12 protein-coding genes are annotated in these 13002 nt (G+C 45.4%); 5 read left to right on the plus strand and 7 right to left on the minus strand.

All coding sequences use genetic code 11. The annotated features are described in order from the left end of the window. Positions 1–136: 136 nt before the first annotated feature. Entirely contained in the window at positions 137–1354 is a 1218-nt protein-coding gene (locus QUA44_RS09195) for a leucine-rich repeat domain-containing protein (protein ID WP_333250056.1), read from the plus strand. 362 nt (positions 1355–1716) lie between these two features. Here QUA44_RS09195 and QUA44_RS09200 read toward each other — a convergent pair whose 3' ends face one another. Continuing rightward, positions 1717–2106, minus strand: coding sequence for a DUF1830 domain-containing protein (locus tag QUA44_RS09200; RefSeq protein ID WP_333250054.1), 390 nt, complete (start codon positions 2104–2106; stop codon positions 1717–1719). Between the two features lie 375 nt (positions 2107–2481). Between QUA44_RS09200 and QUA44_RS09205 the strand changes: the two genes are divergently transcribed. Both QUA44_RS09205 and QUA44_RS09210 read left to right on the plus strand, forming a co-directional pair. Beyond that, positions 2482–4062 (plus strand): photosystem II high light acclimation radical SAM protein, encoded by a 1581-nt coding sequence (locus tag QUA44_RS09205; RefSeq protein WP_333250052.1) that lies wholly within the window; start codon positions 2482–2484, stop codon positions 4060–4062. Positions 4063–4522: 460 nt separating this feature from the next. After that, positions 4523–5017, plus strand: a complete 495-nt coding sequence (locus tag QUA44_RS09210; RefSeq protein WP_333250050.1) for a hypothetical protein — start codon at positions 4523–4525, stop codon at positions 5015–5017. A gap of 133 nt (positions 5018–5150) precedes the next feature. Here the strand turns inward: QUA44_RS09210 and QUA44_RS09215 are convergent, their stop codons facing one another. From QUA44_RS09215 to ntcA, 5 genes are all read right to left on the minus strand, one after another. Further along, positions 5151–5546, minus strand: a complete 396-nt coding sequence (locus tag QUA44_RS09215) for a pre-16S rRNA-processing nuclease YqgF (RefSeq protein WP_333250048.1) — start codon at positions 5544–5546, stop codon at positions 5151–5153. 418 nt (positions 5547–5964) lie between these two features. Beyond that, the gene (locus QUA44_RS09220; protein ID WP_333250044.1) at positions 5965–6117 is read right to left on the minus strand and encodes a hypothetical protein; all 153 of its coding nucleotides are present in this window, start codon (positions 6115–6117) and stop codon (positions 5965–5967) included. 92 nt (positions 6118–6209) lie between these two features. Then, positions 6210–7310 carry a formylglycine-generating enzyme family protein gene (locus tag QUA44_RS09225; protein WP_333250042.1) on the minus strand — a complete coding sequence of 367 codons (1101 nt, stop codon included), beginning with the start codon at positions 7308–7310 and terminating at the stop codon, positions 6210–6212. A gap of 296 nt (positions 7311–7606) precedes the next feature. Beyond that, a complete protein-coding gene (locus tag QUA44_RS09230) occupies positions 7607–9295 on the minus strand; it encodes a DUF3084 domain-containing protein (protein ID WP_333250040.1) in 1689 nt (562 codons plus the stop codon). A 77-nt stretch (positions 9296–9372) separates the two neighbouring features. After that, on the minus strand, positions 9373–10038 hold the full coding sequence (ntcA, locus tag QUA44_RS09235; RefSeq protein ID WP_445243642.1) for a global nitrogen regulator NtcA: 666 nt from the start codon (positions 10036–10038) through the stop codon (positions 9373–9375). A gap of 318 nt (positions 10039–10356) precedes the next feature. Here ntcA and fabI point away from each other — a divergent pair, with 318 nt between their 5' ends. Continuing rightward, a complete protein-coding gene (gene fabI / locus QUA44_RS09240; RefSeq protein WP_333250037.1) occupies positions 10357–11133 on the plus strand; it encodes an enoyl-ACP reductase FabI in 777 nt (258 codons plus the stop codon). A gap of 206 nt (positions 11134–11339) precedes the next feature. Continuing rightward, the gene (gene hisB, locus QUA44_RS09245) at positions 11340–11978 is read left to right on the plus strand and encodes an imidazoleglycerol-phosphate dehydratase HisB (protein ID WP_333250081.1); all 639 of its coding nucleotides are present in this window, start codon (positions 11340–11342) and stop codon (positions 11976–11978) included. A gap of 69 nt (positions 11979–12047) precedes the next feature. Here hisB and QUA44_RS09250 read toward each other — a convergent pair whose 3' ends face one another. Continuing rightward, entirely contained in the window at positions 12048–12998 is a 951-nt protein-coding gene (locus QUA44_RS09250) for a PmeII family type II restriction endonuclease (RefSeq protein WP_333250036.1), read from the minus strand. Between the last annotated feature and the right edge of the window lie 4 nt (positions 12999–13002).

The following is a 13002-nucleotide window of genomic DNA, read 5'->3' on the forward strand; positions in this document are numbered from 1 at the left end:
CGCCCGGTTTTCTGAACCTTAATTGAGTCATATCCCATGCGGTTGCATCGCAACCCTTGATTTATGGCAACTTGCGTAAGTCATGTTATCTTGGATTCACTCAGAGAGTTTCGAGAGAAATTGGGAGGCGCGCCAAATGTTAGAAAAGCTTTTAGGTAAAAGGAATTGGCTAAAGATTGCCAAGCATACCGCTTGGCAGTGTATCGTCTTCAGTCTGTCTTTAATTCTTATTGTTGGCAACTACAGATTACCGCAGGCTGTCGGACAGAAAACACCGACAGCAAACTACAAAACTTTTACCGATTGGTGTGCCAACAAAGCTAATTTGAACCCAGAGACTAGACGCACTGTTGATGCGTTATTGAAGCAAGCTGAAACTAATGAGTGCAAAACAGCTAACCAGAAGCTTTCAAGTCTAGGTGAACTCGACATCAAGGGCAATCAAGTATCAGACATTACACCCCTGAAATCTCTGACTAACCTAACTACCCTCATCCTCAGTGGCAATCAAATATCAGACATTACACCCCTGCAATCTTTGACTAACCTAACTACCCTCTACCTCGGCTTCAATCAAATATCAGACATTACACCCCTGCAATCTCTGACTAACCTAAATTTTCTCGAACTCAGCGGCAATCAAATATCAGACATTACAACCCTGAAATCTCTGACTAACCTAACTACCCTCTACCTCGGTCTCAATCCAATATCAGATATTACACCCCTGCAATCTCTGACTAAACTAACTTTTCTCGAACTCATCAGCAATAAAATATCAGATATTACACCCCTGAAATCTCTGACTAACCTAACTTTTCTCGAACTCATCAACAATCAAATATCAGACATTACACCCTTGAAATCTCTGACTAACCTAACTATCCTTTACCTCATGAACAATCAAATATCAGACATTACAACCCTGAAATCTCTGACGAAACTAGCTGACCTCGAACTCATGAACAATCAAATATCAGACATTACACCCCTGAAATCTCTGACTAACCTAACTACCCTCATCCTCAGTGGCAATCAAATATCAGATATTACACCCCTGAAATCTCTGGCTAACTTAACTACCCTCCACCTCGGCTTCAATCCAATATCAGACTTTACATCCCTCACATCTCTGACTAACCTAAATTTTCTCGAACTCAGCGGCAATAAAATATCAGACATTACAACCCTGCAATCTTTGACTAATCTAACTACCCTCTCCCTCGAATCCAATCAAATATCAGACATTACACCCCTAAAATCTCTGACTAACCTAACTACCCTCTACCTCAAGAACAATCCGATCGCCAAAAAAATTTGCCCTCTCAAACCCGAGTCTATTTGTCGGTTTTAACGGCTGGGAAAGATTGCATGAGCAACGCGGTTTTGAATTATACGCCCAAAATTTTAAACATCATTTAAACAACGCTCAATATCTTGCATCACTGCTAAATCTAATTTTCTTCAAGTATTTTTTTATCTCAAGTGAGAAGTGGCAAAAGAACTTAACTGCTATATAATCAAAACCAGCTAATCTGTACTTGAATAAACTCAAAATCGCTAGATGATTTTTGCGATTTTGAGTTTCGATTTAAAATTCAATTCAGAAACTTTGATTCTTAAGTGCTGACTTTTTACCGCTTTGCAAAAGTTGGAATTTTGAGCGCCGAGTGATCAATTCACTGACAATTTATAACTCAAAACTCACAACTCCAATTAATCGACGGCTGTTAGCGCCGGTACTGTCAAAGGTTCTGAGATTTCTCGGGATTTGGGGCGGCCGGCAATTATTGCGCGATCGCCCTTAACTTCCCCTCCGGATCTGCTAGGATTGACGTTTGAATAGGGGCCTTCGTTAATCTGCAAGCGATCGCAAGGAATTTTGTCCGACAAAATTGCACTCGCCATCATCCCGGTGTGAATTTCCAATGCTGCCGCCGGCATCGCTTCAAACACTAAGCGCTGTCCGGGAAACACCACTCTTTCAAAGTACCAGTTAGGAATGTTGGCGATGCGAGCAATCTGAATCTGACTGGTGGCGTTGACGTAGCAGCACAGAATCTTGCTGTCGGTGTCTGAGGGTAAGGGGTCAAGAATTTGAGCCATAACTGCTGAGGGAGCCTTGCCTAAAAGTTTTAGTTATCTTCTCAGGCTAACACTAGGCGATCCCAGCCTACTGTAAAGCCGACTACCAACTCCCTAACACATTAGAGACCGATCGTACCTAACTTAAAATCTCACCGGATAAATATCTGCTTTTTGACTCCACGCTGGGATTTTCTCTCAAAATACGCTGTATTGAGTTAAAAATTAGCTTTTTTCTGCTGCTATCGCCGATCGACACCAACAAGCTCAGCTTTTAGCCCGCTCTAAAAATTTAAGAATATTTAATGTCAAATTGCGAAAATTAGACATATTGTAAAGTTATATTAAAAGAATATTAACATAGCTGAAAAAGTTCCAGTTTAGGATATAGCAATCATGGAAAACCGAGAAAACCGAGTCCTGTACGTTCGCCTCCCTTGCAATCCCATTTTCCCGATCGGAGTTGTGTATCTTTCGGATCACGTACACAAGCTGTTTCCCGATGTCCAACAACGCATTTTCGATTTAGGTGCCGTACCCCCCCTGGATTTCGCTAAAGCTTTAGATGCCAGCATAGACGAGTTTAAGCCGACTCTGCTGGTTTTCTCTTGGCGGGACATTCAAATTTACGCGCCCGTGGGCGGTAGGGGCGGGAATCCCTTACAAAATGCCTTCGAGTTTTACTACGCCAAAAATCCGCTAACTAAGTTGCGGGGAGCACTCGGAGGATTGCGTTTGGCCACGTCCTACTACACCGAACTCTCGCGCAATCTGGGACTGGTTAAGCGCGGATTGAAGCGGGCCCGGAAATACCGCCCGGAAGCCCGCGCAGTGGTCGGTGGCGGTGCTGTGAGCGTGTTTTACGAGCAGTTGGGGCGCAGTTTGCCGGCGGGGACTGTGGTTTCGGTGGGCGAAGGCGAAGCTTTGCTGGAGAAGTTGATTAAAGGCGAAGATTTGGCGCAGGAAAGATGTTATGTAGTAGGAGAAACTGTGCCGCGCGATCGGCTAATTCACGAAAAGCCAGCCAACATCGAGAAAACCGCCTGCGATTACAACTACATCGAAACCATTTGGCCGGAATTTTCCTATTATTTACAGGATATGGACTTCTACCTCGGAGTCCAAACTAAGCGCGGCTGTCCCCACAATTGCTGTTACTGCATTTATACGGTGATTGAAGGAAAACAAGTGCGGATCAATCCGGCGGATGAGGTGGTGGCTGAGATGCAGCAATTGTACGATCGAGGTATCCGCAATTTCTGGTTTACCGACGCTCAATTTATCCCGGCGCGCAAATTCATCGACGATGCGATCGAATTATTGCAAAAAATCATCCTCTCCGGTATGACAGACATCCACTGGGCTGCTTACATCCGTGCGGACAATCTCACACCCGAATTGTGCGATTTGATGGTAAAAACGGGCATGAACTACTTTGAAATCGGCATCACCAGCGGTTCCCAGGAACTGGTTAGGAAAATGCGAATGGGCTACAACTTGCGAGTAGTTTTGGAAAATTGCCGCGATTTAAAAGCAGCCGGTTACAACGATGTAGTTTCCGTCAATTACTCATTTAACGTGATTGACGAAACCTTTGAAACCATCCGACAAACAATTGCCTATCACCGAGAATTAGAGCGCATTTTCGGAGTCGATAAAGTAGAACCAGCGATTTTCTTCATCGGATTGCAGCCGCACACAATTTTAGAAGAATACGCCTTTAAAAAGGATATTTTGCAACCCGGTTACGATCCGATGAGTTTGATGCCTTGGACAGCCCGCAAGTTGCTGTGGAATCCAGAGCCTTTGGGTTCGTTTTTCGGGCAAATTTGTTTAGAAGCTTGGCAGCGAAATTCCAATGATTTCGGCCGCGAAGTGATGGCAATTTTGGAGGAAAAACTCGGCTGTGCGGATTTGGAAGAGGCATTAACCGCGCCTGTGGAAATCAAAGACAAACAGTTGGCAGCAGTTAATTAATTATCAGGTTCGCAGTCAGGACGACGGTTATTTAAAAAATGGGAAATGGGAGGAAAAATGTATCTTCTGTTTCCCTTTTTATTATTCGCTAAATAGCTAAGCGCAAATCAACATTACTGTGTAACTGAGTCAGTTCGCGATCGCATGGAAGGCGAGAAACCCGGTTTCCACGAAAATCAAAGGTTTAGTAACGAGAAATATATGAAGAAAGCCGGTTTCTCAGATCGGCGCGAACAAGTCATAAAATCTTAAAAATGTCCTCAATGCAAGAGATTGCTTTCCTTCGATCGCATTGACATACTTATGTATTTTCACTGGTGTAGGGTGCACAGTTCGCACCTTACTTAAACCAACGGCGTACCGTGTTCCCTGCACCTCTCACCTCTGATATTAAATATTATTAATATCCAGCAAAGATCGCTTAAGATATAATTATATAGTTAAAACCAGGAGTGACAAGATGTTTTATAAAGATAGAGTTAAGGGCAATAAAGGAATAGTTCTAGTTATGGCTGGCATTAGTGCGATTCCCTACCCTTCGGGAACCCCTGCGGGGAACGGGATAGCTTCGCTTCACGGCTTTTTAACCGCCTCAGCACAAGCAACGGCACTAAATCAACCGATTGGGAAAGTTCGGGCGATCGCACCCAACACTTTGGGCAATAATCAACCGCTGCAAATTGCTCAAGTTGAGGGATGTCCGAGGGCCGAAATGGTGCAATTTTTCGCAACGCCCAACTTTTCTATATACATTTGCAAAATCCAGGAAGGCGATATTTTTTACCGCGGCGTCAGCAAAATAAATGGCACCCAAATCAATGTAATGCAAGTAACTACAGGTGATGACGGAAGTTATGAAGCGACTAACGGCAATATTATCTACTCGATTAACTCCCAACGCCTGCAAGTCCGCCAGAATGGTAAGGTAATTTTGACGGAAGCAGTCATTAAGTAGCACTAACAGTTATTCAATGATCAATCCTCTAAATTTAGGCGACATTTTATTTAAGTGAAAAATTCAATACCAGCAAAAATATATTGATTCCTCAATAATCCAAGAGAATCAAGGGTAACGGTTATAAGATTGACTAACTTTTGTTCAAATATCTCTCAATCAAGACGATCGCCACTATATCATCTACCGGCCGCGGCGGAGTCCGCATTCCCTGCGGAATCAAGCGAGAAAGTCCCGTCGGAGGGTACATTTGCCAGTAGCGTTCCTTCGCTTCCAAACTGCTGAACCTCTCGTCAACCCGAACAATTTCAATCTCCGGCGGCAAACTTTGCGTCAGTTTTTGTTTCCAACTCTTAGAAGTCGTTTGATCTCCGAGCACCAATAACTCGATCGCAAACTGTTCGCACAGAGATTGAATCGTAGAGATGGCTGATTCTGACGGTACTACTTGATGGTAGCAGAGGTTTTTGTCTCTACCCATCACGGCGAGGCCACACTTGTCTTTCCCCGGATCGAAACCTAAAATCATATTTATGAGTCCTCAGTTAATAAGTTTGTAGTTGCGCTTGAGCGCCGGCCAACTCAATCGCCAACCTATATCTAATCTGATACTTGCATTCTTGAATGTCTCAAAATCTTTGCGGGCGATCGTACTTATTTTACTTGACTTTTTTGTGGGATTGACATATTATATCATCATGGGAATCTGTGCGACCATATAATGCCTAAGATCGGGAACCGGGTTTTTGCCACAATCTTTACTTCCCCGTTTTAATTTATCGAAAAAACCCAGTTTCTTTGACCCCCCGCAACAATCAGAAACCGGGTTTTTGCCACAATCTTGGCTTGCCAGTTTTGATTGATATCGTGTCCCATCGATTGACCGCAGCAAGATTCGATCGTAGTGCGGACTTCAGTCCGCAATATTGAGCGGACTGAAGTCCCCACTACAAACTTTCTCTCACCCCCCGCGCAAAAACCCGGTTTCTCTCATCCCCGTGCAGGCGGTGCGGATCTGTGAGATTGTCGATTCGATCGGCAAATTGCAGGTGGCGGCGCACCCTAATATCTGGAATCGCTTGCCAAGATGAAAACCCCACAAAAAAAATTAAAGCGCGCAGACGCGCACAAAAGGGGAAAGAGGAAATAGTACAAAGGGAAAAAGGGAAACAGGATAAAGGGCAAAGAAGAGTCATCGCACCGAAGACGGGGAAGCAGGAAGCCGCAGAAAAGCAGCAACGCGAAAACCCCTGTGCCTGGCCGAGGGGCCCGGAGAAATGAAGTAGCGGTTGGCAGCACGGCAAAAGACCGCAGGGTTGCCCCACGAACCTCCACGATGCACTCGGAAAGGAATATATCCGCTTGTTTCCCAAACGCTGCCGTCAGAGGGTGCGCCATTGTAGTTAATATGCCAGCGATCTTGACACCATTCCCAAACATTGCCGTGCATATCGTACAAACCAAACGCATTTGGGGGAAAACTTCCCACCACAGTAGTTTCGCCGCGGTTAAGTCCTTTATATTTAACTAAATGGGGAGTAATAGTCTCCCCAAAGTAAAAAGCTGTTGTCGTACCTGCCCGACAAGCATATTCCCACTCTGCCTCACTCGGCAAACGATAGATTTTTCCAGTTTTCTCAGACAACTTGTGACAGAAATATACCGCATCATCCCAATTTACTTGTTCTACAGGCCGTTTCGCACCCTTAAAAGACGATGGGTTATTTCCCATTACAGCTTGCCATTGTTCTTGAGTGATGGGATATTTTCCTGCATAAAAAGTCGGTACAGTTACTTGATGCTGCGGACTTTCGTTATCGTACCTACCTGCCTCTGTTTCTGGCGATCCCATCATAAATGTGCCGCCGGGAATGTAAACCATTTCGAGTACAATTCCATTATCTAAGTCTTCTCTGAAGTAATGAGCCCATGACTTTCTCCGACTGTTTTCTTTTCCATACGCATCTACTGTAATGACCTCAAATTCAAATATAGGGAAATAGTTTTGTAACTGTCGTTGAATCTTTTCCTCATTTCTATCTTTCAGCAGCGAACAAGCAGCAAATTTCACCTGCATCGATTCATCGTGCAAAGCTTTAATTATCAAATCTAAACCTACTTCTCCATATTTGACTGCTTCGGAAAGAGCGGCGATTCTCGCTTCGACAATGGGTGAGGCCAAGCGGCTTTTAACACCGGGTATGCCTCCGAGTACGGCAGCATTGACAGGAATTGAATTTTGTCCTCCCAGGACGGCATCGTATTCTCTGGGTTGATTTCGATCATCTGACATTACACCGCACGCTCCTGCATTTTAACAGTTGACAGTTGGCAGTTGGCAGTTGGCAGTTGGCAGTTGGCAGTTGGCAGTTGATGATTGCATAGTACCGGAATCGAACCATTTATGCTTGACTGGTATTGGCTCTATTTATGAGGTTATTTATGTCCGCGCCTGATGTGGCGGTTGCTATATATGGTCGCACGGATTCCCATGATTTAATGATATGTCAAGGGCGCGAAAAAGTCAAGCAAAATAGCGGTTCGATCGCCCAAAATTTTTCCTCAAATTCGATATGTCGATCGCACTTATTACTTAACTTTCACATCTGGGCCGGCCGGTGGTTGTTGTCCGGTGCGGAAAACAACGGCTCCGTTTTCACGAGCAACTAAATCTATTTTAAGCGGGCCGGCGATGTAAGTGATATCTGTGGCGATCGCCTGAACGTCCAGCGGTTTCTCGTACTGCTGCAATCGCTCGATAAAACCAGCTAAAGTTTCAATCTGACTGTCGGCCACTTGGACTCTACCGCCGACAACGCCGATCAGGCGAGCGCGAAATTGACAAGCTTCTATCAATTGCAGCAACTGCTGCCGCACTTGTTCGTCGGTTAAAGTCACCGGATCGACAGCAACCCCTGCAATCACATCTCCAGCGCGGAAAACTACTCGATTGATTTCTGCTTCTGCAAATACCTTAATTAGCTTTTCTTCCCGCAGGTAATTAGCGCCGGCGACAATTCGCACCACGTAGTCTTCACCGTCTTTAATCTGACTAATTAGTTGATCGATTTCTGCTTTAGTAATTTGAATAACCTGGTCTCTAACCTTCCTATTTTCCGGCTGCATCAGTCCGACGGTGGTTTTATTTGCTTCTTGCAAGAGTCGATCGATCGCGCCACTTGCCATACCGGGTTCGACAATGCGAACGACGCCTGCAGCTAAAATTTGACCGCGCCTGATGGCAACTGTACCCTCGCGGATTGCCTGAAAGTCCCGTTCCAAAACTTGCACTTGCTGCTGCAATAAAGTTTGTTGCTGTTCGAGTTGAACTTGTTGCTGTGCCAAGGTTTCTAACAGTGCTTCCCTCTCAGCAATTACTTTGTCGCGCTCTACAATAGTTCGATCGCGCTCGCTCAGATTTTGCGCCCGCTGAGCAATCTCTTTGTCCCGCTGGGCAATTAGTTCGTTGCGATAGACAATTTCCTTGTCCCGCTGGGCAATTTCTGCGTCTCGCTTGGCAATTTCTTGATCGCGCTGGGCAATTTGAGTTTTTACCTGCTCTCGTTGCTCGATTAACTGTTGGCGTTCCTCTTGCAGTTGGGCGATTTCCGAGCCTAAAGTCGTTTTTTGAGCGGAAACAGTTTTCAATTGGTTCTCAGTGCGATCGAGCTGAGCTTGTGTAGTCGATCGGATCGTTTCAACCAGTTTCAATTGTTCTTCTGTCTGAGATTTAGCTGCTTCCACGCTGCTGAGCTGTGCTTCTGTCTTAGATTTAGCCGCTTCTACCTGACTTAACTGCTGTTCAGTTTTAGACTTGGCTGCTTGCACGCTGTTGAGCTGGGCCCGCAGCGAGTTTAATTTTGTTTGTGTCCGAGCTTGCTCAGCATTAGCAGCTTGCAGCGATTGATTAATTTGCTCTAAATTGGCTTTAACTTGCGCTTGAGCGGCTCTGGCTCCATCTAATTCAGTTTCAACTCGATTTTTTTCTTGAGTGGTGTCTTTGAGTTCTCTGCGGGCTTGGTTGAGCCTTTTTTGAATCTCGTCTATTTGAAAAACCCCGGTTCGCAGAGGCTTGCTGGTAGCAAACAAAATGGCCAGAGTAATGGCCGACAGGATGCTGCCGGCCATCACTGTCACCACAACAGCAGTGTCGCGGGGGCGAAGTTTGAACAAACTCAACCTTGCTTTGCCGACTTTCGTCCCAAGGCGATCGCTGACAGTGGCGATCACACCCCCCAACACTAAAATTACAAATACCAGGATGTATCCAGCAGTCATTCCGATTTTAGATTTTGGATTTTGGATTTTGGATTGAATCTAAAATCCAAAATCCAAAATCCTATACTTTCTCGGCATCAAGTGAATTGCTGGCTTAAGGCCACCGGGTTGTGGACAGTGATCTTTTTCTTGTGGATCGAGATCATAGTTTCTTGTCTGAGATCCCCCAGCAAACGAGTCACAGTTACCCGTGTCGAGCCGATCGCTTCGGCGATCGCCTGGTGGGACAGCTTCAAATCAATCGTAATCCCATCCGTACCGGGCACGCCAAAATCCCGGCACAGAATCAGCAAAAAGCTGACGAGTCTCGAACCCATATCTCGGTGTGCGAGGGTTTCGATCATCATCTCCGTTTGCAAAATCCGAGAAGAAAGTCCCCGCAGCAAAACCATAGGCAATTCTGCGTCTTCCTTGAGAGCCTTCTCGACTTGTTCGATCGGCAGCGAGATCAACTCTACAGGCGTAAAGGCTACCGCGTGGTAAAACCTGTCCGATCGGTGTCCCGTAATCAGAGACAGCACCCCAAATACGCTATTTTCGCGTAGGAGGGCCACTGTAATTTCTTCCCCTGCTTCGTAAACCCTGGAGAGCTTCACAGCACCTCTAATGAGAACGTAGACGCGCTCAGCCGGGTCTCCAGGGAAAAAAATTGTCTTGCCCCGTTCAAAGGTTTCCACAATGGGTGGAAACGCCCCGCCGCTGATTTGGCGGAACACGGCTGCTAGCGGTCTATCATGCGTCACGACTAGATCCTTTGTACTAATCAATACTTTATAACTTGTCGATTAACCTTATTGAGTAAATATACTGCCCAACCTCCAATACGCAGGGATTCTGTTACTTCCATCTCATGTTAAGGTAAACACACGCTGTATGATTAAATCTAGCCCTTCTCTTAACTTTTTCAATTCCGCCCCCATGTAGCTCCACAACCAAATTAATCTCAATTGTCTCTCAATTGTCTCTCAATCAGTTAAATCTGAATCAGTTGTGTCTAAACTGGCGGGGTTGTCGCATAGAGCTCACGAGAACGGTGCAAGTTGCTTCGAGAAGAAATATAGATGATAGATTTGACCGGAAAAAATGCTCTTGTTACGGGCATTGCCAACAATCGCTCGATCGCCTGGGGCATCGCCCAGCAGCTTCACAAAGCAGGGGCCAACCTCGGCATCACTTTTTTGAAGGATGAGAAAGGCAAGCACGAGCGCAAAGTAGCCGAACTCGTAGAACCGCTCAATCCCACTCTGTATCTGCCCTGCAATGTCCAAAACGAGAGCGAAATCGAGTCTACTTTTCAAACCATCGCCGACAAATGGGGCAAGTTAGATATCCTGGTTCACTGCTTAGCCTTTGCCGGCAAGGACGAACTTTCAGGAGATTTCACCAACACCTCCCGCCAAGGCTTCTCCAATGCTTTGGATATTAGCGCTTACTCGCTGGTGCGGCTTTGTGCTGCGGCTAAACCGCTGATGGCGGAGGGCGGCAGCATTATCACGCTGACTTATTTGGGTGGCGTGCGGGTAGTTCCTAATTATAATGTCATGGGAATTGCTAAGGCAGCCTTGGAGATGAATGTTCGCTATCTGGCGGCGGAACTCGGCCCGTTAAATATTCGGGTAAATGCGATTTCTTCGGGCCCGATTCGGACTCTGGCTTCCTCAGCAGTTGGTGGCATTCTGGACATGATCCACCACGTTGAGGAAGTGGCCCCGCTGCGGCGGACTGTGACTCAGCAGGAAGTGGGAAATGCTGCGGCTTTTCTGTGCAGCAATCTCTCTAGCGGGATTACAGGTCAAGTTTTGTATGTCGATGCTGGTTACGAAATCATGGGAATGTAACAGCTTTTAAACAGTTGACAGTTGTCAGTTGACAGTTGTCAGTTGACAGTTGACAGTTGACAGTTGTCAGCGAAGTTTTTAGATAGTTAACAGTTGACAGCAAAATTTGCCAACAGTCAACTGTCAATAACTGTCCGTTGTCTGCTACAAAAGTGCTAATCCCAAATTACTAATTATCAATAACTATGAATGACAAATTGGGAATTATGGAAATAATCGATCGCCCTCCAGTACCTCCTGCAAGTTCGGTTCAACCAGCCAGGGCGGCGTTGGTGAAACGCACGACATTGGAAACGGATGTCACCGCCAGCCTGAATCTCGACGGTGTGGGAACTTGCAAAGCGTCTACGGGGATTCCGTTTTTAGACCATATGTTGCAGCAGATTGCTTCTCACGGATTGATCGATTTGGACGTACAGGCGATCGGGGATTTGGCGATTGACGACCACCACACCAACGAAGATGTGGGAATTACCTTGGGCCAAGCGCTAGCAAAAGCTGTCGGAGATCGATCGGGCATTTCTCGCTTCGGCCACTTCATCGCCCCTCTCGATGAAGCATTAATTGAAGTAGTGCTAGATTTTTCGGGACGGCCTCACTTAAGTTACAGCTTGGAAATTCCCAACCAGCGAATCGGCACTTACGATACCGAGTTAGTGAGAGAGTTTTTTTCGGCGGTAGTGAACCACACTCAGATGACACTGCACGTCAGACAGTTGCAGGGCGGAAATTCTCATCACATTGTGGAAGCAGCGTTCAAAGCCTTTGCGCGGGCTTTGCGGATGGCGGTGGAAGTCGATCCTCGGCGCGCCAGTGGGATTCCGAGTTCTAAAGGGGTTTTGTAGTTTGGGGTTTGTAGTAGCGCTGCGGCGCTACTACGAATTATCCTCTCCTGCAAATCAAAACCGCTGGATCTAAAATATATCTGCGATGTAGTTAAAAACACCTTGACTTCCCTCGCCGTACTTGCCTATAAATTCATCAATTAGTCGATCGCTACACCTTTCTATAGCATCAGCTATAGAACTTTGTGCTAAAACTTGACTAGCAGATTGACGCAAAACTTCAAACAAATTTACAGTAAAATCAGTATCTTCACTGACAAAATCCCACAGTTCTCGACCGATCAAAGTGCTCATTTCAGAATTCGGCAGAAGTTGCTTCAGCAGACCAAAAGTTACAGTCTTATTAGTTCTCTTGCCGTAAGCTATACCAATATAAGCGCGATCGCCTGCATTAATTTTTTCCTGAATTTTGTCAGCCCAATATACTATCTGGTCTTTATCCATATCATTCGGGCCGCTTTTGACCTGTATCCAACAGCGATCGCCATCACTGGTAGTTTTGATTGCATCCCATCCTGACTTACCGGGCGGACTTTCTGCACTTTCAGAACAAGATATCAAGAGTTTTTCAATAAAAAACCCCATAGAAGTAACAATAGACCTAGTAGCCGCCATATAAACATTAAGTCTGACAACTTCTGCTGGAGTATCAAGATTTAACGCCCTAATTAAAAATGGGTTGGGATGAATTTTTTCTAAAGTCAGATTATCAACCATAGCTAGCTGCCGCCTTGTAAAGTCCCGACAGATACTAGCTAGAAAATTTTCAGCTATAGTAAGTTGCAACGAAAGCTTACCTGAAGATGTAAATGCTAAAATGCGTTCAATCTCATCGGGAGTAAATTTAAGAGCTCTTTTGCCAGAAATACTGCTGATACCGTTTCTAAGTGTTTCTGCTGTCAAACTAAGAAATTCTTCTAAATCTGCAAAGTGTCCAGCGAAAGATTGAGACTTTCTGGCAGGTAATCCCACTTCTTTTTCTAAGACAAACGTTAACAATTCATGAAGTTGATCTGACACTTTT

The sequence above is a fragment of the Microcoleus sp. N9_A2 genome (assembly GCF_036701775.1).
In the GTDB taxonomy this organism is placed as follows: Bacteria; Cyanobacteriota; Cyanobacteriia; order Cyanobacteriales; family Microcoleaceae; genus Microcoleus.